The organism is Limosilactobacillus sp. (assembly GCF_051873075.1).
Lineage (GTDB): Bacteria > Bacillota > Bacilli > Lactobacillales > Lactobacillaceae > Limosilactobacillus.
The window spans coordinates 36369-63052 of record NZ_JBJEEM010000019.1; the positions used below are offsets into that span (position 1 = coordinate 36369).

A 26684-nucleotide genomic window follows, 5' to 3' on the forward strand; every position below is an offset into this window, starting at 1 on the left:
TCAAATTATGCCCGGACAACGGACATGCTTATCCTGTCCTTTTGCTTCCTTGTCTTGCCGCCAATATCATCAATTCGTAAACGGCCCGCATGACGTACCGATAAGAGGTCGTGGGCTACGATCGGATAATCCGGCCGGTCTACCACTTCCCAATTGAGGCGGACAAGCCCGCGCTCAATCAGTTGTTTAGCCCGATTACGAGAATAATTAAAACCAGCGGCGACAATGTTATCAAGGCGGCACGAGGCGACGGTCGTGGTTATTGTCTCCCACTCCTCAACCGGCGTAAGAACCTCCGTCATCTCTGTCGGCAGCCACTTAACCTTGACCCGACCGACATGCTGGACCTCACGCCGTAAGAATTGGGCCATCTCCTTGGTCACCACCACTTGCCAACGCTGGCCATCGGTAATGATGTCACCAAACGACTCCCGACTGATCCCCTCACCGATCAGGGTACCCATGATCTGCCGGTGGTGAAGCTCGGCAAACTTGGTCGGATAATCGACAGTCAGCAGTTCCAGATCAAAGTCAGCCGCACTGGGCTGGTAGTAAGTGGGGTAAAAAAGCAGCCGTTGCATTTCTGCGGATGGCCAGCCCCCCGCACTGGCAACCTTAATCCCATCGTTGCGGTTGGCAATGGTCTGCGCGATATAGCGCTGCCGGGGGTTCAGAAATGAAGTCAATACGGGACGGTACTGGCCCGCGGCAGTGGCCACCCAATCATTGACCTGGTCAATCAGCGGCGATTCCTCCGGGCGAAAATGTTGCTTAATATTTTCACTATCCACGATTACAATTACCTGCTAAATCAAATGTCCTAAAAAGACGAGTCCGTCTTGCACTAGGTACAAGACAATGATTGCAACTACTGGTGAAAAGCTGATTCCGCCCAGGGGTGGAATGAAGTCAAACCAGCGCATATAGGGCTCAACCAAGCGATTGATTATCTCGCCTAGCCGCGTCTCCCGCGCATTTGGAAACCATGATAACAGGCACCAAACCACGATTACCATAATATAGGCGTTGATCAGCCAGTTCAGACACCAGATTAAATACGAAAGCATCTCGTTCGCTCCTTAATTCGGCAGGTTTCCGTTATCTAATTTCACGCCATCAGATAGGTCGCCGGAAACCTCGTAGTTTTTCGGTGTACACAGGAAGATCTCCTTGCCAATCCGCCTGATCCCACCATTAATTGCATAGGTTGCCCCGTTCAAAAAGTCAACAACCCGTTTAGCATTCTTATCATCCATCTGGGTGAAGTTAACGATCACCGCCTGTCCCTTGAGCAATTGGTCCGTGATTTGACGAACATCAGTATACATCCGGGGCTCATACAGGGCAATCTGACTAGGCTGCTCCTCCTGTCTTGGCTGCCGCTTGGCCTGGCGCATGGAGACGACATTGTTGCGCCGGGCAGGCTGTTGAGCAGGGGCCTCATCATCATAGTATTCATCTTGGGCCACGTCATCGTCGCCAAACAGACTCTTAAAAATGTTTGATGGCATTTTCCTTCCTCCCTTATGCCACAGAATACACTAAAACGGGTGCAATTAACTCGCCCCCGTTAAGCTTATTTACGCCGGTTCTTAAAGAAAGGTGGGGTCGACAAGTTATCGTCGTCACCGTCATCAGAACTAGCAGTATCATCATTGAAAACGTTGAATTCCGGCTTAGAAACATGGGCAAAATCATTGTCAGCCGCAGAAGATTCCGGTTGTGCCGCCGTGTTTCCCGCCGTTGGATCACTCCAGTTGTCAAACGGATCCTTAGCCTTGGCCGGTTCCGTTGGCTGCGGCTGGGCTGGGCTCTGTGGCGTACTGTTCTGCACCGTTTCTACCCGTGGCTGGACTTGCGGTTGGCTGGCATTGGCAGCCTTTTTCTTGTCAATTCCCGTTGCAATAACGGTTACCCGAACTTCATCGCCCATCTTCTCATTAAGGGACATCCCAAAGGCAATATCAACATCGGTCCCCGCAGCCTGACGGATTACGTCAGAAGCTTCTTGGGCTTCGAACATGGACAGATCCTTGCCACCGGTAATGTCCATCAGCACGTGCTGAGCACCATTGATGGAAACTTCCAGCAGTGGTGAGGAGATGGCCTTCTTGGTGGCTTCGGTTGCCCGGTTCTCGCCAGTAGAGTTACCAACCCCCATCAGGGCCGCCCCCTGGTTGGACATCAGGGTCTTGATGTCAGCGAAGTCCAGGTTGATGTATCCTGGGGTGACGATCAGGTCTGAGATCCCCTGAACACCTTGACGTAGCACGTTGTCGGCCTCTTTGAAGGCTTCCATCATCGGCGTCTTCTTGTCGATCATTTCCAACAGCCGGTTGTTGGCAACGATGATCAGCGTATCAACGTTTGACTTAAGTTCCTCAAGGCCTTCCGTGGCAAATTTTGCCCGCCGGGGACCTTCAAAGGAGAATGGCCGGGTAACAACCCCCACGGTCAACGCACCGCTATCCTTGGCAATCTTGGCGATTACCGGTGCAGCACCAGTCCCGGTACCACCACCCATACCGGCAGTGATGAAGACCATGTCAGCCCCTTCAAGTGCCTTTTGAATTTGTTCTTCGCTTTCCTGAGCGGCCTTATCACCGACTTCAGGATTGGATCCAGCACCAAGCCCCTTGGTCAGCTTAGGACCCAATTGAATTTTGGTTGGTGCTTTAGAAGCATTCAGGGCCTGCAAATCAGTATTGGCAACAATGAAGTCAACCCCCTGCACCTTTTCGTTAATCATCCGGTTGACGGCGTTACCGCCACCACCACCGACACCAATTACCTTAATCTTTGCACCAGCAAATTCGTTTTCCATTGTGTTTGTTTCGTTGTCCATACAGCTGTTCCTCCGTGAAAATTAATCGAATAAGTTGTTAAACATACTCTTAAAGCGATTGCCAAGCGAGTGGCTCTTATCCTTTTTGGCGCGCACTGGCTTCTTTTCAACTGGTTGTTGATCGTTGTCTTCTGCCCGTGCAGCGGTGGTCGTCCATTGTTTTTGACGACTAGTTTGTCCCTGATGAGCCGGAGTCTTAGTCTCACTAGCAGGCCGATTAATCAAATCCGTTTGCTGCAACGTCTGCTTGATCAACCGGTCAACATCACTCAGCTGACTCTCATACATCGTCAATGCCAGCACTGAAGAATAACGAGGGTAACGAACCCCCATCTGATCAGACTGGTAAACACTGACGCTCTCTTTAAAGTACTGCTGAGCAAGCTGAACGATTCCCGGCAACGAAGCACCGCCACCAACTAAGACAACCCCGCCTGGGAGCCGCGGCGCATGAATTGCCTGTAGGCGCTGGCGGCTCCGCTGGAAGATCTGCCGGACCCGGGCTTCAATAATTTCGGCAAGATACTCTTCAGTGAATTGTTGTGGAGTGTTTTCCCCAACGACTGGAACATCGACTTGGGCATCAGCCTTGGTAAGCGATGCCATGGCATACCCATGGTCAAGCTTCAGTTGTTCGGCATTCCGTAATGAAGTATTAAGGACCGTTGAAATATCCTTGGTGACATACTGACCACCCTCGGGATCGACGAAGGTGTACTTGAGCTGGTGGTCGTGGATGATACTGGTCGTCGTCTGACCGCCGCCCAGATCAATCATCACCGTCCCAAAGTCCTGCTCACCATCATTGAGCAACGTAAAACCGGTGGCGATCGGTGCAATCACAAAATCACGAATACCGTAGCCAGCCTGCTGAACGGCCTTCTTTGTATTGTGAATAATAGTTTTAGGGCCGGTGTATAACGTCCCCTTCATCTCAAGACGCACACCAACCATTCCACGAGGATCCTTGATGCCATCAAAGCCATCCACTGTGAATTCTGTTGGGATCAGGTCGAGAACCGCCATTTCCGGTGAGATGCTCTGGGTCAATGTCTCCTTGGCGACATCAATTACATCTCGATCGGTAATCTCACGTGATTGCCCTTGTGACGCAATCGTAATCGAACCGTGCACCCGATGCATTTGCAGGTAATTTGCCGGCAGTCCCACGATAACATTTTTAATATCGATATTGGACTTTGCCTCGGCCTGCTTAATAGCTTGAGAAACTGCACGAGCGGTCTTATCAATATCGACAATCACGCCACGATTTAGACCTGCAGAAGGTACAACACCAACGCCGATAACCTTCAATTGCCCCTTTACATTTTCACAGACCATTGCCTTGATCGAGGTGGTTCCAATATCTAATCCAACATAAACCTCTGAATTATTCATTTGGTCGGAACCCTCCTAAAACTATTATCCAAAATTATTTTTTTCGTAACTTAATGTTGACTTAATATTGATTTTACCACAGTTAAACCCGTGCTCAAACGGGTTATTACCAGCTTTTCGAAATTTGTTACTTATCTTTCGAACCGTAATCATATGAGAAGGCCCCAACTTGTAAATCGATTACACCATTTTTCTTCATGTTGGCAGCAATTCCAGGATAGTAGGCCATTTTTTCCCCCACCGTTTCCTTGTTAGCTAAGACGGTATTGCCATCCCGCATGTACAGGATTATCCGGTCGGGCATTTGTTTAGTAGGCTGATAAACAACAGCCGAAATTCCGTTGCGAATCGCCGGCTTCAGGCTCCCGATTTGCCGCGCCACCAGTTTTAGGTCGGTGCGGTGCCCACTAAACTGTTGGTAATCGATCCCGGTACTCTCCACAGTCGTTTCCTGCAGGTGACCATTAGCCAGAACGGCATACTGGTGTGTGCCCAGCTTGGCCGTCCCGACCAGCGGATTTTCTTTTACAGTAATCATGACGCTCTGCGGACCGGTAAGTTTGATCTTCGCACTAGCAATTCGTGGTTGTGTAACCCGGGCCTGTTGGCAAAGCCGCTGCCGGTTAAAGTAGACTCCCCAGATAAAACGACCGGGGTAAACCTTAGTTGCCTTCTCAATCTTTGCCGCAGTTAATTCTTTAGCTCCGGTAACCTTTACAGATCGAAGCTTGCTCAGTGGCGAAATGATATACAACATCAGGAACAAGACGACCCCAAACAATAGGACCAGTTTGAAGACTCGTTCCCCATTCTTGCGGTAGTGGTGATGCCGCAAGCGAGGGAGTTTTTTGCCAATCGGTCGTTTTGCCTGCTTTTGCTGGGCTTTTTGGTGGGCTTGACGGCTTCGTTCTTCCAGCTTCGCCAATCGTTCGGCATAACGCTGGTGTTCAGAGACATAGTGATCCCTCGTCATCTTCAGCCGTCCTCCTTACTTCCTAGTGGTGTTCATCAATTGCGGTATGCAGCACCTTAATCAGCCGATCGGCAGCATCCGGCCGCCCCATCTTCTTGGATGCGGCTGACATCTTCGCACGCAGTTCATCATTTTCCATGATCCGGTCGGCCTGCAGCAGCAGCGACTTAGCATCCAGCTTATCCTCGGTAATCATGGCTGCGGCGTTGTTCTTAACCAGTGCCTGGGCATTTTTCACCTGGTGGTTAGCGGTAACGTACGGACTTGGGATCAAAATCGTTGGAACCCCCAGTGCGGTCACTTCGGCAATCGTCGTGGCCCCTGCCCGGGAGACCAAGGCCGCTACCCGTGGCATCTTGGCGGGCATGTCCTTAATATATGGAACCACCTTGACGTTGTCGCCGATCTCAGTATTTGCCAACAGCTCCTTGACGTGATCGTAGCGTTTCTGCCCAGTCGCAAAGATAACCTGGTAGGAGCGCTTGTTAAATTCAGGAATTGCATCAACAACGGCCTGGTTGATCTTCGGTGCCCCCTGGCTCCCCCCAAAGATCATCAGGGTAGGCACATCGTCCTTCAGCTGGTAACTAGTCCAGGAGAAATCACTATCTGCCTGGGCGGCGACCTGCTGAGCCCGCGGATTTCCTACCATCGTGACCTTGTCGGCCGGGAACTGGTCCCGGGCCGCCTCAAAGGCGATCGCAATCTGATCGACATAGCGGCTGAGGAACTTGTTAGTAACCCCTACCACACTGTTTTGTTCGTGGATCACCGTTGGCACATGGTGCTTAGCAGCAGCGTACAAAACTGCACCACTGACGTAGCCGCCCGTTCCCAAGACCACGTCCGGCTTGAAGTCCTTAATGATTTTCTTAGCATGGTGAACGGAATGCAAGAATAAGTAAATGGTCTTGAGATTATCGAGGGAAAGGGACCGCTTAAAGCCCTGCATATGCATGGTTTCAAGCTTAATGCCCGCATCCGGAACAATCTTATTTTCTAGTCCCCGGGTAGTTCCCACGTACAGGACTTCCGTGTCAGGCTCCACCTGCTTCAAACGTTCAATCAGGGCAAGCGCCGGGTAGATATGACCACCGGTGCCACCACCAGATACAAGTAACCGCATTTTACTTCTCCTTTTGATTTGTCAATTTCTCAACTGCTTCGATAAACCGATCCCCACGCACCTCAAAGCTTGGGAATTGGTCCCAGCTGGCGTTCGCTGGCGACAAGAGAATTACGTCACCGGGCTCGCTGACCTTCCAGGCTTCAGGTACGGCCGTAACCGCATTTTCACTCTCGAGGATGGTTGGAATCCCCGCTTGCTCTGCGGCATCTTTCATCTTGTCCTTGCATTGCCCGAAGACGATGATCGCCTTGACGTGCTTCTTGAAGTACGGGACGAGCCGCTCAAACGTGTAGCCCCGGTCCAATCCCCCAGCAAGGAGAACCACTGGCCGATCAAAGCCTTGCAGGGCAACCTCAGTGGCCTCGATGTCGGTTGACTTGGAGTCGTTGTAGAAACGCCGGCCCTCATAGTCCATGACGTATTGGAGACGGTGGCGCACCCCGCCAAAGGTCGTTAAGACACTGATGATGTCTTCGTTGGCGACCCCGCTCAATTTAGCGGCGGCAATGGCGGCCAGGGCATTTTCAACGTTTTGCGGGCCGATCAGGCGAATATCACTGGCCTTCATGATCTTTTCACCCCGCCAGCAGATCATGCCGTCTTCCACATAAGTACCCTCGTGGCTCTTGTTAAGCCGGGAGAAAGGAACAATGGTGGCCTGGGAGCGACGGGCAATTTCTTGCCACTCATCGCGATCCCAGTTCATAATCAAGAAGTCATCCTTAGTCTGGTTGCGGGTGATATTGAGCTTAGCATTGATATAGTTTTCCCGAGTTTTGTGATAATCCAGGTGGTTAGAGAAGATGTTAGTAATGATGGCGATGTGGGGATGAATCGTTGGGCAGCCAAGCAGCTGGAAACTAGACAATTCAGTGACCAGGGTATCATCGGGTCCCAACTCTTCAGCTACCTTGCTGAAGGAGACACCGATGTTCCCTGCATACTTAACGTTGTGGGTGGAACTCTTGGCGAGCATCAGCTGCGTCAGAGTCGTTGTGGTGGTCTTACCGTTGCTCCCGGTGACACTGACCAAATGGCCGTCAAAAATCTCCCAACCGAGTTCGGCTTCGGTGATGATCGGGGTCTGCTTAGCCACAAACTTGGCAACCAGCGGGTTATCGTAAGGAATTCCCGGGTTCTTGACAACCACATCGAAGTCCTCGTCCGCCAGGCTCAGCGGGTTGGATCCGGTGATCACTTTGATCCCGTCGTTTTCCAGATCACTGACCACCTGCGGGTCCTTCGGTGTCTTCATGTCATTGGCTGTCACCGTAGCACCCAGCTTAACCAGCAGGTGGGCGGCGTTGAGTCCACTGATGCCAAAACCGATTACCAGGACCTTTTTGCCTTGATACTTACTAATCTTCTTCATAGGATATTTCCCTCTCTCAATCTGAAATTAACCTGCAATCAAAATCCAACTAACCGCGATGATGGCCCCAATCAGGCCGACAATCCAGAAGACAATATCGATCTTCCATTCACTCCAGCCGCTCAATTCAAAATGGTGGTGAATTGGAGTCATCTTGAAGATTCGCTTCCCGGTCAGCTTAAACGAAGCAACCTGCATCATGACGCTGGCCGTTTCACAGACGTATACGATCCCGATGACCAGCAGTGACCACTCGTGGTGGAGCAGCAGCGAAACCGCCGCCAGCGAAGCCCCAATAGCCAGCGAACCCATGTCCCCCATGAATATCTTGGCGGGCTTATGGTTGTACGGGAAGAACCCGATCATCGTCCCGATCATCGCCAGGCAGAACAGGGCAATCTCTGGATACCCCGGTTGGTTGAGGTTAACCAGGGCAATGATCAGGTAAGCGATAAACGAAATAATTGACAGACCGCTTACCAGGCCATCGAGTCCATCGGTCAGGTTAACCGCGTTGGAAAAACCGACAATCCAGAAGATGATAAACAGGCCGTACCACCAGCCAATTGAGGTAGTACCGAAGCCCATCTGAAAACCTTCGTGCTGGTAAATGACCGTGAAGATCATCGCCGCGATGACCTGGCAGAGGGCCTTTTGCCAGGCCTTGAAGCCCTCGTTTTGGTGGTGGAAGATCTTAATACTGTCGTCCCACATCCCGATCAAGCCGTAGACAACCAGGATAAAGAGCAAGGCCCATAAGGTGTTAGAGATTAATCCCCGCCAAACGGCTACCCAAAGGATGGTGAGCACCGCCGAAATAATGAACAGCAGGCCCCCCATCGTTGGCGTACCAGCCTTCTTGGCGTGCCAGGTTGGCCCCTCTTTCCGAATCTGTTGTCCTTCCTTTTTAGAACGGAAGTATCGAATTAACGATGGCATCAGTAGGAAGGTAATCAGGAAAGCACTGATTACCGTTAGAATAGCTGTCAAAAAGTTCATAGTGTCCTCCAATTAGTTTTTAGATTTATATTTAACAACCAGTGTTTGATTCTTGGTGATTGTAGTATTGGCCTTAATGTTTTGCGAGCTGACATAACCATTTCCCTGCTCACTGAGCTGCAGACCCAATAGCTGGGCCAGTTCGTTGACATCAGCAGAGCTCCAGCCAGTTAAGTCCGGCATCTGAACACGGCCACCAGTGTACATGATAACCCGCTGGTTAGCCAATACCTGTTGCCCAGCCGGAACAGATTGCTGCTTAACCTTTTTACCGCTACCAACCGTTACTGCCTGCAGGTGGCGGCTCCCTAGTTCGTTGCCGGCGGCTTGACTATCCTGGCCTACCAAGTTAGGAACTTTAACCATGCTGTGAGCAGATTTTTTCGTTGTATTCTGGCGGTTGAGCAGCATCTTCATCGTCGGATTAAAGACTTCTGAAATTTGGTTAGCCGGCTGTGGATTAACATTCTGCGGCTGCCGCAAAGTAATGTAGATGATGTATTTAGGGTTCTTTGCCGGTGCCATTCCCACCATGGAATACAGGTAATTGGTATCACCGCTGCTGTACCCGTTGGCTCCGCCGATTTGCGCAGTCCCCGTCTTGGCAGCGATCCGGTGCCCCTTGATTTGATAAACCTTACCGAGTCCCTTCTCGTCGTAGACCACACCCTGCATCAATTTCAGCACCTTATGAGCGGTTTGCGCCTCGATTGGGTGACCTGCGACATGCGGCCGATACTGTTTAACTACCTTGCCATTGCTGTCGGTAATCTTGGAAACAAAGTAAGGATGCATCATCTTACCATTGTTGGCAACCGCCGTAAAAGCCTGCATCATCTGCATCACATTCACAGTAATTCCTTGTCCAAAGGCCGTATTAGCCTGTTCAAGAATCCCCTTGAACTGCGTGAAGCCAGTCACTTCATTGCTCATTCCGGGAACGTTGACCCGTTTCAAGAGACCGAAACGCTTAATGTACTTATACCAGGTATCGGCTCCCATATTCTGTTCCAAGTGGGCAAAACCAACGTTACTCGACAGGTCAAACGCATCCCGATAGGTGATAACCCCCCAGCCACTGGTTGACCAGTCACTAATCTTGCCGCCGCCCATCGACCAGGTGCCAGAATTAAAGGTCGCGTTCGGGTCGAAATGGCCGGAGTCAATGGCAGCACTTAGGGCCAGCACTTTCATCGTCGAACCGGGTTCATAGGCATCCTGAACCAACATGTTGCGCCAAACCGGATTATCCTTGGAACGTAGGGTCGCTCTTTGCGTTGCCGCGATGATCTTCCCAGTCTTAGCTTCCATCACAACGGCCGTCATCGAGTTAGCCCGGGAGTGTTCATAGACTTTGCTGACTTTGCTTTCCAGAAGGTGTTGCGTCTGAGAATCAAGGGTGGTCTGAATGTCATCCCCATTAACCGCCTTCTTAGTTACCGTCTTGGAATTAGCCAGCTGGTAGCCATAAACATCCTGCTTATCCTGACGAATCCCATTGACACCCGTCAGTTGCTTATTGAAGTAGCTTTCAAGGCCTAACTGGCCGACCAAGGTTGTGCCACCGGGGGCCTTGGGATCAGTTTTCGGATTAGCTACCCCGATCAGCTGGGAGGCAAATTCTCCCTCCGGATATTGGCGTGCCGGCGTCGCGATGAAGTTAATCCCTGGCAGGTGGTGACTCTTAATTTTCTGCATTGTCGCAACAGACAGCCCGCTACCGGCAGTTCCAAACTCAACCTGGTAGGTCTGGCGCTTCGCAGTCAGAATCTTCTTGATTTTGGCTGGCGATAAGTCAATATATTGTGACAATACCCTTGCAGTCTTCTCCTTGTTGGTTACATAGAGCGGCTTCCCGCTATTTGACCGCTGATTGCGATCCACGACCGCGTAAAGGGTATACTTGCTGGTATCACTGGCCAATGGGTTATGCTCTGCATCATAGATGGTTCCCCGCCGCGCCTGGATTACCTGCCGCTGAGTATAGATCTGCTCGGCCTTTGATTGCAGGTTGACGTGTTGGATATCCTTATTAATTGCAATATACGCAAAACGAACGATAAACAAAGCAAATAATGCAACCGTGATTATAAACAGCCATTTGCCAAATGTTCCGCGGTTTTCATTGTTCGACTTGTTTTTCGTTCGTCGTGGCATCTTATCCATTATTTATTAACGTTCCTTACATTCGAAATTTTATCAGACAAGCCGTACTTACGGGCCGCTGCCTTGAGGTTAGACTGACTTGTCAGTTCGGCGATTTCCTGGTGAGTACTTGTATTAGAATTTTTCACCCGCGTGATCTGGCTCTGCAGATCCTGCAGGCGGTGCTGGCGACTATTCATCGTCACCTTGGTTGATAATAGGGTAATAACCAAAAAAAGGGTCACAATACTGCCGAAAACCATTAATGAGCGCTCAAAAGGCGACCATGCTACCTTTGACGCATTAACCGGCCGTGCTTGTTTAGCCGGTTGCGGCGCTTCTTGCTCATTTGATAATTCTCGTGCAGTATTTGAAACCACTTTAATCACTCTTTCCTTTATTTAATTTTTTCAATAATTCGCAATTTTGCGCTGTGTGCTCGGTGATTATTGGCTAATTCGTGAGCACTAGGAAGAATTGGCTTCTTGTTTACTAACTTAAAATGCGGTTCCATGCCGGCAGGAATCACTGGGAGGCCTTGCGGCAGGTCAGCACTCAACGAGGTCTTCTCACGAAACATCGTCTTTACCAATCTGTCTTCAAGCGACTGGAAGGTAATCACGCTGATCCGGCCATGAACGTTCAAAAGGTCAAAAGCCTGCTCGAGCGACTCTTCCAGGGCCCCCAGTTCATCATTGACGGCGATTCGGATCGCCTGAAAACTCTTTTTAGCCGGATGACCGCCATGCCGACGGGCCGCCGCCGGAATCGCCTCTTTGATGACATCCACCAACTCAAAGGTGGTGCGGATCGGCTGACTCTGCCGACGCTGCTCAATCTTGCGGGCAATCTGCTTGGCAAAACGTTCCTCACCATAACGATAAAGGATCTTGACCAAGCGCTCGTATGGCCATTCGTTGACTACTTCCATCGCCGATAGCGACTGTTCTTGATTCATCCGCATATCCAGGGGAGCATCGTGCTGGTAGCTAAAACCGCGGGCCCCATCATCAAACTGGGGGGATGAAACCCCCAGATCATACACGATCCCGTCGATGCCAGCCACCCCGCGCTCATTTAAGGCTGCCTTAAGGTGGCGGAAATTATCCTCTACCAGTGTCAGCTTGCCCGCTGCTAATGCCGGGGCCAGGTGTTGCCGGTTATAATCGATGGCCGTTTTGTCCTGGTCAAACGAATAAAGGTGGCCAGCGGTCAGTTGTTTGATGATTTCACCGGAATGACCACCACCACCAAGGGTTGCATCAACATAAGTACCAGCTGGCTGCAAATTTAATCCTGCTACGGCCTCGTGTAGTAAAACCGTTACGTGCTTAAATTCTGCCATCAACTTGCACTCCTTTTAAAAATCAATATTCAGGTCCTCAGCAATCTCATCAAAGTTATCCGCAGTATCGGCATTATAGGCGTCCCAACGATCACGGTCCCAGATCTCTAGGCGGTTGGATACCCCTACCACCATACACTGCTTGTGGAGGTCTGCATACTTGCAAAGCGGGGCCGGAAGGTTAATCCGACCCTGCTTATCAAGCACGCAGACAGTTGCGGCAGAGTAGAGAAAGCGCACAAAGGCCCGGGCATCCCGCTTGGTCAACGGCAAGGATTTCAGCTTCTGTTCTAAAAGCTGCCACTCACTCATTGGATAGCCAAAAAGACACCCGTCCAAGCCCCTGGTCACTACGAACTGACTGCCCAACTGGTCGCGAAACTTGGCGGGGATGATTAGCCGTTGTTTAGCGTCCAGCGCGTGCTGATACTCACCCATCAACAAGCCAGTCATCCCCTTTAACTACATTACAGGTTAAGTCTACCACAATCCCCCACTTCTCACCACGATATTTCTAAATTTTATGGTAATAAAAGAGCGACGGAATATGTTCAATTTCCGTCGCTTTATTTATGCATTAATTTATCAAACTAATGGTAAGCTGTTGCTAAACAGCGAGCCAATAAACACAATTCCCGCGTACAGCAACGACCAATTCCAAAACACCGGCCAATACCGTCGATAGATAAATTCATGATTGTGAATCAGTTGAATGAAAATCAACCCCAGGGCTAGTATCATCCACAAAGCCATCGGGTAAGCCAGCCAATACATTCCCAGATTGATAAAACTCATTATCCAGAGAACCAGCACCCAAATGTAACGGCAGAGCCGCCGCACCCGTGCACTCGGGTTAATCCGCCGAACAAGCCGGGTCAGTGCCCACAGCAGCAAGATAACCACCAGCTGCATTAAGATATGTCGATAGTCGACCAACACATTTCTAACCACCTTAAAATTAGTTGTCTTAAGTCTAACATTTTAGTATTCTGTTTGAAAGCGAGTGGTAAAATGCGGTACACTACTAAGAGTTAATATCGTGAAAGGCGGTTACAGGTTATGCAACGGAAAAAGAAAACACGTTTTCAAAAGATCACCATGGTCGCCATTTGGTTAATGTTGATTGCGATGTTGGGATCACTAATCTTCAGTGCGGTCGCCGCATTGAACCTGATTTAATAAAAGTGAGGGCCTGTGGAAATTTTTTCCTCAGGCCCTCAGTCGTTTTAAAGTTCTTAACTTTTACAAAGTAATCGCGAAAAACTACCGTCCCCGCGCTCGTCTTATCTTAGCTATCCGGAGCGTTCGGTGCTTTTCCAGCTTATTGTGGCTGGTCAGGTTTCTTATAAACTTCCCGCGGTTTGGAACCGTTAGCCGGACTAATGTAACCGCGCTGGGCCATGTCGTCAATGATCCTGGCCGCCCGATTGTAACCAATCCGGAAGCGGCGTTGAATCAGTGAGGTTGAGGCCCGCTGCTCCTGGACTACAAAGTCAAGGGCTTCCTTGAAAAGCGGATCCTCATCTTCCTGCTCAGCTTCTTCGGCCATTTCCTGGTCACTGACCACCATTTGCTGGTCGTATTCAGCTGGCCGCTCCTGCTTGATGAAACCAATCACGGCCTCCACGTCTTGATCGGAAATAAACGCCCCCTGGACCCGGACCGGCTTATTCTGATCGATCGGTTCAAAGAGCATGTCTCCCCGACCAAGCAACTTTTCCGCCCCGTTGGAATCGAGAATCGTTCGGGAGTCAACCCCGCTTGAGACTGCAAAGGCAATTCGGGAGGGAACGTTGGCCTTGATTAGGCCGGTAATGACGTCCACGGATGGCCGCTGGGTGGCCAGGATCATGTGAATCCCGGCAGCCCGCCCCATCTGAGCAATCCGGACAATGGCGTCTTCAACATCATTGGAAACCGTCATCATCAGGTCGGCCAATTCGTCAACAACGACCAAAATCAGCGGCAACGAGGGCTGTTGGTCAGCGGGGTGGGCACTATTTTGCTGTTGAACCAGGTGGTTATATCCCTTGAGGTTCCGCACCCCAAACTTGGCGAACAGTTCATAGCGCCGTTCCATCTCCGCTACAACCTTTCCCAAGGCCCGGGCTGCCTTCTTCGGCTCCGATACTACTGGACTAAGGAGGTGAGGAATATCGTTGTAAACACTCAGTTCCACCTTCTTCGGGTCAATCAGCAACATCTTAACCTGGTGCGGCTTGGCCTTGAGCAGGATACTGGTCAAGATGACGTTGATCGCTACTGACTTCCCGCTCCCGGTCGCCCCGGCAATCAGGAGGTGGGGCATTTTTGTCAAATCGGCCATTTCAACATCCCCGGTAACGGTCCGGCCAAGGGGCACGTCCATCGGGTTATCATCCTGCGGGGCCGCCTCAAACATGTCCCGGAAGCCAACAGTGGCGACCTGCTGGTTCGGCACTTCGATCCCAATCAGGGACTTGCCGGGGATCGGTGCCTCAATCCGGATGTCCTTCGCTGCCAGGGCCAGGGCCAAATCATCGGTCAAATGGGTGATTCGGCTGACCTTAACTCCCACCGCCGGGCGCAGCTCGTACTTGGTGACAGACGGTCCCAGGCTAACGTTTTCAACTGTTGCATCAACGTTAAAAGACTTCAGAGTCTTCTGTAGGATCTGAGTATTCTTCTTAATGTTTTTCAAGTCGGCCTGCTGATCCGTTGGCTTAACCTTGCTCAACAGGGTCAGTGGTGGCAGTTGGTAATCCTTGTCCGCCTGTGCTGACGCTCCGGCCAAGGAAAGTTCCGGTTGCTCGTCAACCGGGTCATTGGCCTCATCAGGATCTTTACGGTCGCTAGCCACCGTGATCTTGGGTTCGCTCACTGGTGACGTTCGTTGAGGAGTTGGTTGCTCAACCGGTGCCGCTTCGACTGGTTCGGTCTCTTTCTCATCATCCTTGAAAAAATCCTGAACCCGTTTGCCAATTGACGGTCTTGTCGATGGGACTGGTGCTGTCACCCCCGGCTGCTTGACCTTAGCCGACAACTGCTGACCCCCAGCATGGAGCGCCGCCGTCAATTGCTGCACCAATCGGCCACAGAGCCGCAGGAAGTCACGCCACGGCAGGGCAAAGAAGATTACTACCCCGCCGATCATTAGCAACCAGGAGAAGATGGCGGTCCCAACCCGGTCAACCAATACGTCAAAGGCCGCATAAAGGTAGGCTCCCAACATTCCCCCGCCGATCGGCAGCGTCGTGTCACCATTAAGCAGCGCCTTGCTCAGGTTGCTCCAGGTAACCGCTGGGATCCTGGCATGAACATTCAACTGGTTCATCATCAAAACATGCAGCCAGATCAGCAAGCCCAGGTAGAAGACCACACCGCCGATGATTCGGCGAGTGCTGAAGCGCAACCAGCGTGCATAGAGGGTAAAGCCCAATCCGTAGATGAGAACAACCAGCATCAGCACTGGATAGCTCGCCCCGACCAAGAGCTTAAAGGCTCCCTGAATGACGGCCCCCAAGGCACCGAGGTTGAATAACCCCACCAGCATTAATAGGACCACGATAAGCCCCGCTAAGTTATCGATGAGCCGATGCTGTTTGGCCGCGGAACTGCGCCGTGAACGGCGTCGCTTTGTGGTTTTCTTTCGCTGTGCCATACACCCTCCTTAAACTACTTCAGCTTGTCAAAGTGATAAGTGTGGACCCGCGCCAACCCCGGAAAGCTTTGCTGCCGCAGGGCCTCATAGATGACGATAGCTGCGCTGTTAGAGAGGTTAAGTGCCCGGATATTGTCGTCGTTTTGCGGAATCCGAATGGCGTTCTCCGGGTAACGCCGCATGAATTGCTCCGGCAGGCCAGTCGTTTCTTTGCCAAACAAGAAGTAGTGGTCCCCCTCACTGGTGTAGTCCACGTCGGTGTAGTCCCGGCTAGCGAACTTAGAAACCAGGTACAGCTTGCTGATGTCCGGGACGCTCTCAACAAACTGCTGAAGGTCATCATGGTAAGTGATCTTGACCTTGTCCCAGTAGTCGAGCCCCGCCCGCTTCATATGCTTGTCGTCGGTGGAAAAGCCCAGCGGTTTGATCAGGTGCAGCTGTGTGTTGGTGCCAGCACAGGTCCGGGCAATGTTACCCGTATTGGCAGGAAATAGCGGTTCAAACAATACAATATGATTAGTCATATTAAAAACTCCTCAGAAAATAAAAAAAGCAGGGTCTCGGTGTGGGCACGGCGAAACGCTGCTTTAATGAAGTACTCCTTAGCAGTTACCAACGAATCTGTTCGATGTCAACTGCTAAACGATTTCTCTATGCTACTTTAGCATCATTTTGTCGTTTATGCAAACATTTTATTAAAATTTATTAGCAATCAAGAGGCTAACGTCAACCGTCACCGCCTGAAGTTTATCAAGCTCCGCTGGCGACAGCTGCTTAGCGCCCCGTCCCCAATGTAAGGGGGTCATCTCGACCAGGGCAGCTTGCAGGCCGGTCGGAATATCAAAACGGTAGCGGACCCGTTGTATCTGACAATTTGGATAATGCTTAGCAAACAGCTCCTTGACCCGGGAATTATCGTAGCTTGCGTGCTGGTCGTCCTGGTCATACAACAATTGACGCAATTCTCCCAAGTAGTCAGCATTTGGGATCACCTTGACCAGTATTCCGCTAGGCGTCAACACCCGGTTGAACTCCGCGTAATCCGATGGTGAGAACAGCTCGATGACGGCGTCAAACGAGTGGTCGTTAAACGGCAGTTGCCGCAGGTCAGCCACACAGAAGAAAGCGTCCATCGCCAGCTGAGTTGCCAGTGTAACCCCCGCCTTAGAGATGTCAAAGCCCATCAAGCAGTCGTTTTGATCTGAGCGTATTTTGGCCAATTGGTAAAGTGGGGTTCCCTCCCCCGTGCCCACATCCAAGACCTTCAAGGGCCGTTTAGGCAAGATTTTAGCAATTGCTTGAACGATTGGCAAAAACAAACCGGCACTCAGGAGCTGACGTCGGGCTAAGAACATTTCCCGGCCATATTCTGTATCAGCCGCCCCATTTAGGAAATGAAGGTAGCCATGCTTATTGAAGTCAATCTGGTGGCCCCGACTGCAGATGATGCTATTCCCCTGCAAGGCGGTAAAGGGTTCATGACAAACCGGACACCGGAAAAGCTCCAGGTGCTGACTCACGAACCGTTGCTGCTTTTCTATCTTTTTCACATTGATCCGTCCTTTTTATTTTTTCTTAACATTAATAGTTTACCATAGTCATAATTTTGCTATTATATAAGTAAGCATTTTCAAAGGAGGCTCCCACAGTGGAAGAGAATTTTTTAATTGGAACATATACTAAGAAGGATAGCAAGGGAATCTATGCCGTCACCCTCGACGACGATGCCGGCAAGCTCACTAACGTCCGGCTGGCTATCCCATCACAGAAGCCAGCCTACCTGCAAGTCGGCAGCAACGACATGGTCTACGCAATCAAGCAGATCGATGATCAGGGCGGGGTCGCATCCTACTCCCTAAAGGACGACAACGCTAAGATGCTCAGCAAGGTGCTGGCCGCGGGGGCACCACCTGCATACGTCGGCCTAGATGAAGAACGTCACTTGCTCTACAGCGCCAACTACCACACCGCCAAGGTCGACGTCTTTAAGATCAACGAAGACGGGACCCTGACCCAAACCGACTCCGTCACCCACCAAGGTGCTACCGGTCCACAGCCAGAACAGGAAGCACCACACGTTCACTTCGCCGACCTGACACCTGACAAGCGCCTGGTTGTTTGTGACCTGGGAATGGACCTGATCGTGGTCTACGATGTCTCAGAAGACGGCAAGCTGACCGCCGTTTCCCGCTACAAGTGCGAAGACGGCTTCGGTACCCGTCACATCGCCTTCCACCCGAATGGCAAGTATGCCTACGTCCTCGGCGAACTGAGCAGCAAACTGGAAGTCCTGAAGTACAATGCTAACGATGCCAGCTTCACCCACGTCCAGACGATCAAGACCATTCCTGATGACTGGACTGCCCACAACGGGGCTGCTGCCATTCGCTTCTCTAGTGATGGCAAGTTCATTTACACCTCCAACCGGGGTGAAAACACGATCGCGGTCTTCGCCGTTCAACCGGACTACACGGTCAAGCATATCCAGTCGATCTCCACTGAAGGTGACTTCCCACGGGACTTCAACCTCAGCAAGGACGAGTCCTACCTGCTGGCCTCCAACCAAAACTCCGATAACCTGACCCTTTACAAGCGGGACGCCAACACTGGTAAGCTGACCCTCCTGCAAAAGGACGTTACCTGCCCAGAACCGGTTTGTGTTATGAAGTGGAAGTAAGCTTTTAAAAACATTAGTGGCGTTGAATGAAATTTCATTCAACGCCACTTTTTTATTCCTTTAATCCGACCGCAGTGATGGCTGCCCTCATATCTGCCGGCACCGGAGCCGTTATTGTAATGTAGTCCTCTTTAAAGGGGCTGTAAAACTGCAGCCAGTAGCAGTGCAGCGCCTGACGAGCAACTAATGCCGAGCTTTGCCCGTACATTGCATCCCCAAACAGGGGGTGGCCCAGGTAGCTGAAGTGCACCCTGATCTGGTGGGTCCGCCCCGTATGCAGGCGAATCTTCACCAGGGATCCCTGCTCGTTACGATCCTTAGTCCAATACTCAGTCACCGAAGGCTTGCCGCCCCGGCCGACCATACGCTGAACAAACGATTCCGGGTCCCGCAAGATTGGGGCGTCGATGTAGCCGTGACCAGCGGCCAGCTGACCGGTAACCAGGGCCAGGTAGTTTTTCTTGACCAGGTGGCGCTTTAATTGCCGGTCCAGGACCGCGTGGGCAAAGCGGTGCTTGGGAAAGATCACTAGGCCGCTCGTGTCCTTGTCCAGCCGGGTGGCCACGTGAATCACCTGATTCTCATAGCCCTGCTGCTGGTAGTAGTACTTAACCCGGTTGACCAGGCTGTCCGGCACCGCCACATTATGGGCTGGAACGGTCGCCACCCCCGCGGGTTTGTTCAGCACCAAGAAGTCGCGATCCTCATAGATAATCTGAATGGGGGCCGGATAAGCCGGGACATGCTCGTTGCCAGATTCGGCCGGCAACACCAGGGTGAAAGTATCACCAGGTTTGACCACGTCAACCGCCCATTTTTCTTCCCCATTGATCAGCATCTTGCCGCCGTGGTAAATCGCCACCTTCATCAACGAACTGGTTACCCCCATCATTTTGAGGGCCGAGCGTAGTCGCCGGGGAACCGGCTGCTGGTATTTCCACGTAAACTCCATTAGCGGAGCCCACCGATGAAGGAATCCTTGACCCGGTTCCAGAAGTTATTGTGCCGGTAACGGGCAAAGTTGATCTTCTGGTCTGAAACTTGGTAGTCAAGCTCCATCAGGTAGCGCTGTCCCTTCTTATTCTTCAGCATGATTTGGTCACGGTCGCAAGTCATCACGTGTCCGTTGACGTCCCGCAGGCGCAGCATCAACTTGGTGTCGGCGCCGAAAATGATCGGTGAACCCAGGGTCCGGAAAACCCGGTTATTCAAGGATGCCATTTCGGCAAGCTGGAAGCCGACGCTATGCGGATCCATGATTGCGCCCCCTACGGACTTGTTGTAGGCCGTGGACCCGGTCGGCGTCGAGATGCACAGGCCATCGCCCCGGAAGTTTTCAAACAGCTGATTATTGATGTAGACATCACACACCATCGTCTTAGTGATATTGCGGATAGTGGACTCATTTAGGGCCACAAAGCTGTCCACCACCCCGTCCGAATAGACGGCCTTCATGTCGAGCAAGGGGTAGGAAACCGATTGGCCGCTGTCCTTGACTAGGCTATCAACCAGGTCGTCAATTTCAAAGTTGCGCCAATCGGTGTAGAAACCCAGGTGACCGGTATGAATTCCCACGAAGCGCACCCGATCAAGCTGCTTCTGGTAGTGGTGGAAGGCCGATAGCAGGGTGCCGTCCCCGCCGATTGTAATGACCACCTCGGGCTTATCCTGGTCGTAAATCAGGCCTGCCTTCTCCATTTCCGCGCGCAGGAGCTTAGTAACCCGCTGGGATTCAGCAGTTTCATTGTTATAAATCGCTACTTTCATTGTTTGTACCATCCTCCTTATCCGATCCATCATCTTTTTCCAGTGGCTGGGCAGTCCGTTGTGAGAAGAGGGTCTGGGCCTCTTTGATTTCTTCGCGAATCTCCGACATCTCGTTGTCGAGTCGGAAAGCCGCCTCAGCCGCCCGCTGAAGCCGTGCCGATAGTTCCTTTGGAAATGCTCCTTGGTACTTGTAGTTTAGGGAATGTTCGATCGTTGCCCAGAAGTTCATCGCCAGGGTCCGCACCTGGATCTCGGCCAAGATCTTCTTTTCCCCGGTCACGAGTTGCACGGGGTACTCAATAACGATGTGGTAAGACCGATAACCGCTGGGCTTAACGTTGGTGACGTAATCCCGTTCTTCCAGGATGGTCATGTCACTGCGCTGCCGCAACTGGTCAACCACCACGTAGATGTCCTCGACAAACTGGCACATGATCCGCAGTCCCGCGATATCTTGCATATCCTGTTCAAGCCGGTCCTCTTGAACGTGACGGCGAACCATCTTTTCTTTGATGCTGTCGACGGGCTTGACGCGTCCGGTGACGAACTCGATCGGCGAGTGTTCTCCCCGTTCTTGATACTGCTTGCGCATCCCCCGCAGTTTTACCTTTAATTCATTAACGGCCTGTTGATATGGCAAGAGGAAGTGCTGCCAATTTTCAATCATTCTCAAAGCCCCCTGTTAAATCTGAGTATTATTTTAGCATATTTTAATAAGCTGGTGGGTCCAATGCAGTTTACTTTACAAGAAGCACTTTTTTTGCCACAATTGAAAATGTTTACAAAAGAAATTAAAGCTATTAGCGATCGGAGGAGCAGGGATGCTTGAGATTCATTTGTTTGTCAACCCTTTGGGGATGCGTTGTTTCCGCTGTGAAAATGACGTTTTACGGGTAGATCAGGAATTGAATACCAAAATTAATTATCAGTTTATCCCACTGTTTAACATGCAGACCATTACGGACACATTGCGGCTGCATGGGCTCAGCAGCTGTGATCTGAAGGTTCGTCAGCATGTAGCCGATACCATCTTCCAGGTTATCCTGGACTACAAGGCCGCCCTCTTCCAGGGACGCAAGCGGGGCCGCCGCTACCTGTTGCAGCTTCAGGATGCAATGGTCAGAGGTCAGGCCGACTACTCTCCGCAGCTCGTTGAACAAGTTGCTGAACAATCCAAGTTAGACCTGGAGATGTTCATGGAAGATCGACGCTCCAAGCTTGCCCGCCAAGCCTTTCGGAAGGACCAACGGATGGCGGCTGAGCTGGGCGTCACCCAGACGGCCACAGCGGTGGTTTTTGATACCGATCAGACAGACTATGGCTACCTAATTGCAAACTTCGATTACGAAACCTTAATTCAGGCCTTTCGTGCCAATAAGCTCGACCACCAGCAAAGTGCGGCCCAATTTGCCGCACAGTTTCACCGGCCAGCTTTGAAAATCATTCAGAAATGAATCAAAAAAGTGATCAGGAAAATCCTGGTCACTTTTTTTAGTTCTAATACTGTAGCCGCGCCTTGCCAAACGCCAGCTTGACGAGTTTGCCCAAGAGTGCTGTCCCCTCTTCCATCGCAATGTCCGCCATCTGCTCATTGGCCTTGGTCAAAGCTGCTTGCGGATCATCAAGGTCTGCTTGCTGGTCCGTAGCCCGTTGGATCTGACGCGTAGCTGCAACCACCTTTTGCTCGTAGGCTTCTACCTGCGGCCGTGCCTGATTGTAGTATTGCGGTGAACGTGCATAATATTGGTCACCAATCGCGGCGATGGTATTCGTCAGCCAGTACATATTGCCCGATGCGTAATCCACCGCGGTGTCACGGTAACTAGCCGGGGTGTCATTAATGTTGGCATAGAACGGCACCACCGTGTTGAAGGCGTTCGGCCCAAACGCCAACCAGTGAACCCCGGCAATGGCGGCAGGAACATTATTCCGGATCTGCAGGATGTGCAGTTCCAGGTTCCGATTGAGGGCAATCGAACGGTATGGGGCTTCATCATGCTCATACGGGTCAAACGGCGTATTCTGGTAGTGCGAGCTCATTGCCTGCTTGATGTCTTCAATCGAAAGTTTGTGCCGCGGATGACAGATAAATGGCAGGTCCTGGTCGGTCGGCTGCCCCACCGGAGCATCGCTAAGCTGCTGTTGTACATACCAGGCCCGTGGGTTGTTGTAACGGGTGTCCGTGATCGTTTGGCTACCAAAAATCTGCCGGAGGTTGTAACGGCCATCAAAGGAAGGATTGAGCTGGTTCTGATCAATCAGGTCCTTCAAGTCAGTCGAACAAGCAGTATTGGCTGCCGCAAAGTCAAAATCAGCGATGTTCAGCCGATTGGGGGCGATCACAAAAGCGTCGTCCGGAATCCGGACCGCCGCCCAGTGGTGGCCACCAATTGTTTCCAGATACCAGACCTCGTTTTGATCACCAAAGGAAATGGCATTCGACTCGTAGGTGCCGTACTTGGTCAGCAGCTGGCCCAAGCGTTCAACCCCTTCCCGGGCCGTCTTGATGTACGGCAGTACCAGGGTCACGAAATCTTCTTCACCAATCCCATCGGTACCATTGAAGGGATCAATCCCCAAGATCCGGGAATTCGTCGTGATCGTTTCAGTCCCGGTCATGGAAACGTTGTGTGCGTTGATCCCGCCAGCCGCAAAAACGCCCGCGGAATTGTCGGCATCCGGTGTCGACGTGTAACCAACCGGATCCTCAGGCAAATCAATCTTAAAATCAGTCGTCTTACTCTCGTAGTGACGAGGCTGATCTGCCGCTTTGACGTAGACAAAACGCTGCGGGTCGAACGCATTGAAATAGTCCTCCTCACGACAGACAATCGTCGAACCGTCAAGGGTGGCCTTCTTCCCCGCTAAGAATGTTGTACAAGTATGCTTTTCCACTACCTTCATCCCCTTTTAGTTCTATTTTAATGCATTAGCTTGCGAAAACCCACCCCGATTGAGCAGGTTCATTTTTTCTTGAACACTATCAAACCACCGCGGATACCTAAAAAGCAGGTAACCACCGGGACAGGCAAGCAGGTACTGGTAACTTAATAGGTCAGCAGTCAAGGCTGTAATCGCCTGCTGGTGCATGATGGTAGCGTCAATACAGCCATAGCCCAGCCAGTGGTTGCTAGCAACTTCAGCCACCCACTCCTGCCAAACATCGACGGGCCAATAGCAAAAAAGCGGTCGCTTCACGAGGGCCCTAATCACCCGCATTCGCCATAGAATTACCGGTTCATCGAGGGTAGGCCAGCTGGGCATTACATCGTGGCAAACCAAGGGGCAGGCCGCCAGCGGTCGATAAGCCGCCAGCTCGCCAACTAGTTGCTGAACTGGCAACGAATGGCCGCTGCCATACTGGAGGGCATTGAGGCGCCGCATCTGGTACTTAATAGTCGCTCTCGGTCCCAATCCCGGCTGCCGGATAAACGAGCACCGGGCCAGGTCCCGCTTCACAACTAGTCGGCCGACCCGGGTATCCCAAAAAAGGAGACCGGGTCGGCCAGCGACTTCCTGGGTGAACTGTGCTATCTTGGCTGACCGTAAATGACGGCCTTGGTATGGTGCACCGAGCAACCAGTGAAATTGCATCCCGCACCGCCGATAACCGGTGTTCCGTTCCAATAAGCGTTGCAAGCTCAATGGACTGCATTGAAATTCAATAGCGACCTTCTTCTTCCCGTCCACCAGCAAGAGGTCTGGGCGTTGGTTAACCCGTGGCAAGTAAACCTCCAATTCTACGTGGCGCCCCTGCTGCTGATACCACTGAAATAACTGACGTTTGCCAAGCAGATGTTCTGCGGTTTCTCCCTCGCTAAGCTGACACTTGCTACCCGGACGATGAGCAAAATGAGCGATCTTATGCTGTCCCTTTCGCAAAATTACCGGCTCGCCACATCCCGGACAAAAATAGCCGTTCTTACCACTGGCATTCTCAGCCAGAACCAGGCGGCCAGCCTTCGTCGCAACCAGCACACTACTCACCTCCTACCATATACATACGGCAGGCAAAAGAAAAAGCACGAGACAAATATGTCTTGTGCTTAACCTTAGTTGAAATAGTGACGGATGGTATGCAACGCCGATACCGCCATCAGCTTCTTCCCGTGCTCACTCAAGTACACTGGGGTCACTGCGGTTGGATTGCCATACTCATAAGCAAGTGCTAGGTTATCTTTGATCAAACCGTCACCATCAATTGGTTGGAAATACTGTAATGCCAGGTAATACTTACCGTTGTATTTATAGAGCTCGCTTACGATATCATCATCCTCGGCAATGTGGGAAAATGCAATCAGATTCTCAAAGGAATCAAAGACGACCACCCGCCAGCTATTTGCCTGATGGGACTCCAGCGAAGAGCCTTGTGGGAGCTCGATTGGCTGCGGCTGCCCGCCGTCAGTCGGCGGAGTTTGACGAGCAGCTGAAGACCGGGCCAGGTTTTGCTTAATGAATTCTGCAATCTGCTTATTATTAGCAGCCATATCACTATCCGGATCATTTGGATCGCTCTTACTGATGAACAGCTCAAGACCGTTCTCAGTCGGCATTACCTGAAACGTTACCGAATCGTTATTTTGAAACTGGTGGTCGGTATCAACCTCACGTAAAATGCTGTAAAAGAAATCCTCGATTTGTTGATGATCGCCTAGAAGATCTAAGATAGTAATCCCCCGATCATTCAAATCATCATTATTGATTAAGACGCGAATCGTGTTTTTATTAATGTGTTCCATTTCCACTGGCAGCACCCCCTAGATTCGCAATTTAAGTCATTAATACTATTCTAAAGCCTTTCGCCTAAAAGTAAAGCAAAAGAAAAGAGAAGCCATAACTGCTTCTCCATGAAAATTAAACTAAATTTGCCTTCCGTTGTGCCTCTGCCAATTCGAGGGCCCGAACCTTCCGCGGCAGGAAACGCCGGATTTCGTCCTCATTGTAGCCAACTTGCAGGCGCTTATCATCCATGATGATTGGGCGACGCAACAAGCCTGGATTTTTACTGATCATGGCAAAGAGCTGTTTCATTGGCAACTCGTTTAAGTCGATGTTTAATTTCTTATAAGCCTTAGAGCGCTTAGAGATAATATCCTCAGTTCCATTTTCCGTCATCCGCAAAATATTCTTGATCTCATCAAGTGATAACGGTTCAGAAAAAATATTTCGTTCCTTAAATGGAATGTTGTTTTCTTGCAGCCAAGCGCGTGCCTTGCGGCAAGAGGTACAACTTGGAGACGTATAGAGAATAACCATTAAATAAAAGCCTCCTTAATCATTCGTAACGACAACATTCATTAATACAATTAATATTATACTATCTTCTAACAGGTGATAAAAGGGAATCCGGCAAATTTATTGACTTTTTGTAAGTAAATTTACCTTTCTTTAATTATTGACTACTTAACCCCGTCTTTTGAGCTATAATAATAGCGTATATTTTGAATTAGGAGGGATCTTCGTGTTAACTAAAGTAAGTTTTACGTTTGGCTCACACCAAGTCTTAGAAGATATTATCAAGAACAACCCTGACCGTCAGTTTAAGCTGGTACAGGCATCTACCCACAGCGATAAGCTCGCCTTATTCGACCTGTCCGGACAAGAATCGGTCTTCAAGTCACCGGTTACCCTCACCGTCCTGGGGGCATCACTAAATGCTAACCTAAATGGACTGTTATACTACCAATCATTTCAAGTTAACGGCGACCGGCAAAAGCTGCTCTACAACAGTTTGGAAAAGATTGTCGACGATGCCCCCAGCATGGCCAACGGTGTCGTGATGACCTCGGTAGCCAGCCAAAACGAAAGCTCAACCCTGGTCCTATTAACTTCCTGGAATGATTTCGAAGATCTCACCGCATGGCGGGAAAGTGACTCCTTCAAGTCATTGACTAATTTCACCACATTGGGTTCAGACAATTATTACTATGACGAAATCTATCGGCCAGTCCGGTAATCAGCTGTTCTTAAAATCATCAACAGAGTAAACAAGGCACCAAGTTGAACGATCCTAAGGTTATAGGTTTATTCAACTTGGTGCCTATTTTACGAGTATCCCAAATCACGTGGTGACTTCTTTAATTTAGCCTTCCGAAATCTGAAAAGTACTTTCAAATGTTTTGTCATGATGTTTAAGTAATCTCAACAAAAAAAGTCAAGTGCAATAGCACTTGACTTACTACGGTCCGTACGAGACTCGAACTCGTGATCTCATCCGTGACAGGGATGCGTCCTAAACCAACTAGACCAACGGACCAAAATTGCGGGGGCTGGATTTGAACCAACGACCTCCGGGTTATGAGCCCGACGAGCTACCAGACTGCTCTACCCCGCGATAATAAAAGTGACCCGTGCGGGATTTGAACCCACGATACCAGCGTGAAAGGCTGGTGTC

The 26684-nt window shown here is 50.8% G+C and carries 28 protein-coding genes and 2 tRNA genes; 4 read left to right on the forward strand and 26 right to left on the reverse strand.

Going from position 1 to position 26684, the window contains the following annotated elements; translation table 11 throughout:
- Positions 1–5 precede the first annotated feature (5 nt).
- The 14 genes from ACI31J_RS02795 to ACI31J_RS02860 all read right to left on the reverse strand — a co-directional run bounded on the left by ACI31J_RS02795 (position 6) and on the right by ACI31J_RS02860 (position 13142).
- The gene (locus ACI31J_RS02795) at positions 6–791 is read right to left on the reverse strand and encodes an RNA-binding protein (RefSeq protein ID WP_439772929.1); all 786 of its coding nucleotides are present in this window, start codon (positions 789–791) and stop codon (positions 6–8) included.
- 15 nt (positions 792–806) lie between these two features.
- A complete protein-coding gene (locus tag ACI31J_RS02800) occupies positions 807–1067 on the reverse strand; it encodes a YggT family protein (RefSeq protein ID WP_439772930.1) in 261 nt (86 codons plus the stop codon).
- A gap of 12 nt (positions 1068–1079) precedes the next feature.
- Positions 1080–1511, reverse strand: a complete 432-nt coding sequence (locus ACI31J_RS02805) for a cell division protein SepF (protein ID WP_439772931.1) — start codon at positions 1509–1511, stop codon at positions 1080–1082.
- Positions 1512–1576: 65 nt separating this feature from the next.
- The gene (gene ftsZ / locus ACI31J_RS02810) at positions 1577–2845 is read right to left on the reverse strand and encodes a cell division protein FtsZ (RefSeq protein WP_439772932.1); all 1269 of its coding nucleotides are present in this window, start codon (positions 2843–2845) and stop codon (positions 1577–1579) included.
- 21 nt (positions 2846–2866) lie between these two features.
- Complete coding sequence (gene ftsA, locus ACI31J_RS02815) at positions 2867–4243, reverse strand: cell division protein FtsA (RefSeq protein WP_439772933.1); 1377 nt, start codon at positions 4241–4243, stop codon at positions 2867–2869.
- A 127-nt stretch (positions 4244–4370) separates the two neighbouring features.
- A complete protein-coding gene (locus ACI31J_RS02820) occupies positions 4371–5216 on the reverse strand; it encodes a cell division protein FtsQ/DivIB (RefSeq protein WP_439772934.1) in 846 nt (281 codons plus the stop codon).
- A 22-nt stretch (positions 5217–5238) separates the two neighbouring features.
- On the reverse strand, positions 5239–6342 hold the full coding sequence (gene murG, locus ACI31J_RS02825) for an undecaprenyldiphospho-muramoylpentapeptide beta-N-acetylglucosaminyltransferase (RefSeq protein WP_439772935.1): 1104 nt from the start codon (positions 6340–6342) through the stop codon (positions 5239–5241).
- Position 6343: 1 nt separating this feature from the next.
- A complete protein-coding gene (gene murD, locus ACI31J_RS02830; protein WP_439772936.1) occupies positions 6344–7717 on the reverse strand; it encodes a UDP-N-acetylmuramoyl-L-alanine--D-glutamate ligase in 1374 nt (457 codons plus the stop codon).
- 27 nt (positions 7718–7744) lie between these two features.
- Positions 7745–8716, reverse strand: coding sequence for a phospho-N-acetylmuramoyl-pentapeptide-transferase (mraY, locus tag ACI31J_RS02835; protein WP_439772937.1), 972 nt, complete (start codon positions 8714–8716; stop codon positions 7745–7747).
- Positions 8717–8728: 12 nt separating this feature from the next.
- Entirely contained in the window at positions 8729–10882 is a 2154-nt protein-coding gene (locus ACI31J_RS02840) for a penicillin-binding transpeptidase domain-containing protein (protein ID WP_439772938.1), read from the reverse strand.
- Positions 10882–11250 (reverse strand): cell division protein FtsL, encoded by a 369-nt coding sequence (locus ACI31J_RS02845; protein ID WP_439772939.1) that lies wholly within the window; start codon positions 11248–11250, stop codon positions 10882–10884. Before ACI31J_RS02845 ends, ACI31J_RS02840 begins: the two co-directional genes overlap by 1 nt.
- A gap of 8 nt (positions 11251–11258) precedes the next feature.
- Positions 11259–12206 (reverse strand): 16S rRNA (cytosine(1402)-N(4))-methyltransferase RsmH, encoded by a 948-nt coding sequence (rsmH, locus tag ACI31J_RS02850; RefSeq protein ID WP_439772940.1) that lies wholly within the window; start codon positions 12204–12206, stop codon positions 11259–11261.
- Positions 12207–12221: 15 nt separating this feature from the next.
- Positions 12222–12650, reverse strand: coding sequence for a division/cell wall cluster transcriptional repressor MraZ (gene mraZ / locus ACI31J_RS02855; RefSeq protein ID WP_439772941.1), 429 nt, complete (start codon positions 12648–12650; stop codon positions 12222–12224).
- A 141-nt stretch (positions 12651–12791) separates the two neighbouring features.
- Positions 12792–13142 (reverse strand): hypothetical protein, encoded by a 351-nt coding sequence (locus ACI31J_RS02860; RefSeq protein ID WP_439772942.1) that lies wholly within the window; start codon positions 13140–13142, stop codon positions 12792–12794.
- Positions 13143–13265: 123 nt separating this feature from the next.
- Here ACI31J_RS02860 and ACI31J_RS02865 point away from each other — a divergent pair, with 123 nt between their 5' ends.
- Positions 13266–13385: a DUF4044 domain-containing protein gene (locus ACI31J_RS02865; protein WP_083479927.1), complete on the forward strand. Its 120-nt coding sequence runs from the start codon at positions 13266–13268 to the stop codon at positions 13383–13385.
- 142 nt (positions 13386–13527) lie between these two features.
- Here ACI31J_RS02865 and ACI31J_RS02870 read toward each other — a convergent pair whose 3' ends face one another.
- From ACI31J_RS02870 to ACI31J_RS02880, 3 genes are all read right to left on the reverse strand, one after another.
- Positions 13528–15846 (reverse strand): DNA translocase FtsK, encoded by a 2319-nt coding sequence (locus tag ACI31J_RS02870; protein ID WP_439772943.1) that lies wholly within the window; start codon positions 15844–15846, stop codon positions 13528–13530.
- Positions 15847–15860: 14 nt separating this feature from the next.
- Positions 15861–16370 (reverse strand): tRNA (uridine(34)/cytosine(34)/5-carboxymethylaminomethyluridine(34)-2'-O)-methyltransferase TrmL, encoded by a 510-nt coding sequence (gene trmL, locus ACI31J_RS02875; protein WP_439772944.1) that lies wholly within the window; start codon positions 16368–16370, stop codon positions 15861–15863.
- A gap of 171 nt (positions 16371–16541) precedes the next feature.
- The gene (locus ACI31J_RS02880; protein WP_439772945.1) at positions 16542–17396 is read right to left on the reverse strand and encodes a methyltransferase domain-containing protein; all 855 of its coding nucleotides are present in this window, start codon (positions 17394–17396) and stop codon (positions 16542–16544) included.
- Between the two features lie 98 nt (positions 17397–17494).
- On the opposite strand from ACI31J_RS02880, the gene ACI31J_RS02885 reads away from it, so the two are divergent.
- A complete protein-coding gene (locus ACI31J_RS02885) occupies positions 17495–18523 on the forward strand; it encodes a lactonase family protein (RefSeq protein ID WP_439772946.1) in 1029 nt (342 codons plus the stop codon).
- Positions 18524–18575: 52 nt separating this feature from the next.
- Here the strand turns inward: ACI31J_RS02885 and ACI31J_RS02890 are convergent, their stop codons facing one another.
- From ACI31J_RS02890 to ACI31J_RS02900, 3 genes are read right to left on the reverse strand one after another with little or no spacing between them, the layout of a single operon-like run.
- Entirely contained in the window at positions 18576–19475 is a 900-nt protein-coding gene (locus ACI31J_RS02890; protein WP_439772947.1) for an RluA family pseudouridine synthase, read from the reverse strand.
- Positions 19475–20290: an NAD kinase gene (locus tag ACI31J_RS02895; RefSeq protein WP_439772948.1), complete on the reverse strand. Its 816-nt coding sequence runs from the start codon at positions 20288–20290 to the stop codon at positions 19475–19477. Before ACI31J_RS02895 ends, ACI31J_RS02890 begins: the two co-directional genes overlap by 1 nt.
- Positions 20271–20957, reverse strand: coding sequence for a GTP pyrophosphokinase (locus ACI31J_RS02900; RefSeq protein ID WP_439772949.1), 687 nt, complete (start codon positions 20955–20957; stop codon positions 20271–20273). Before ACI31J_RS02900 ends, ACI31J_RS02895 begins: the two co-directional genes overlap by 20 nt.
- 154 nt (positions 20958–21111) lie before the next feature.
- On the opposite strand from ACI31J_RS02900, the gene ACI31J_RS02905 reads away from it, so the two are divergent.
- Positions 21112–21744 (forward strand): DsbA family protein, encoded by a 633-nt coding sequence (locus tag ACI31J_RS02905; RefSeq protein ID WP_439772950.1) that lies wholly within the window; start codon positions 21112–21114, stop codon positions 21742–21744.
- A 43-nt stretch (positions 21745–21787) separates the two neighbouring features.
- Here the strand turns inward: ACI31J_RS02905 and ACI31J_RS02910 are convergent, their stop codons facing one another.
- From ACI31J_RS02910 to spxA, 4 genes are all read right to left on the reverse strand, one after another.
- Positions 21788–23185: a C69 family dipeptidase gene (locus ACI31J_RS02910; RefSeq protein ID WP_439772951.1), complete on the reverse strand. Its 1398-nt coding sequence runs from the start codon at positions 23183–23185 to the stop codon at positions 21788–21790.
- A 21-nt stretch (positions 23186–23206) separates the two neighbouring features.
- Complete coding sequence (locus ACI31J_RS02915; RefSeq protein WP_439772952.1) at positions 23207–24268, reverse strand: competence protein CoiA; 1062 nt, start codon at positions 24266–24268, stop codon at positions 23207–23209.
- A gap of 74 nt (positions 24269–24342) precedes the next feature.
- A complete protein-coding gene (locus tag ACI31J_RS02920) occupies positions 24343–25035 on the reverse strand; it encodes an adaptor protein MecA (protein ID WP_439772953.1) in 693 nt (230 codons plus the stop codon).
- A 109-nt stretch (positions 25036–25144) separates the two neighbouring features.
- Positions 25145–25546 carry a transcriptional regulator SpxA gene (spxA, locus tag ACI31J_RS02925; RefSeq protein WP_439772954.1) on the reverse strand — a complete coding sequence of 134 codons (402 nt, stop codon included), beginning with the start codon at positions 25544–25546 and terminating at the stop codon, positions 25145–25147.
- Positions 25547–25751: 205 nt separating this feature from the next.
- Here spxA and ACI31J_RS02930 point away from each other — a divergent pair, with 205 nt between their 5' ends.
- Positions 25752–26246, forward strand: a complete 495-nt coding sequence (locus tag ACI31J_RS02930) for a hypothetical protein (protein WP_439772955.1) — start codon at positions 25752–25754, stop codon at positions 26244–26246.
- A 225-nt stretch (positions 26247–26471) separates the two neighbouring features.
- Here the strand turns inward: ACI31J_RS02930 and ACI31J_RS02935 are convergent.
- Together ACI31J_RS02935 and ACI31J_RS02940 are read right to left on the reverse strand one after the other, a co-directional pair.
- Positions 26472–26546, reverse strand: a tRNA-Asp gene (locus tag ACI31J_RS02935).
- Between the two features lie 4 nt (positions 26547–26550).
- A tRNA-Met gene (locus ACI31J_RS02940) sits at positions 26551–26624 on the reverse strand.
- Between the last annotated feature and the right edge of the window lie 60 nt (positions 26625–26684).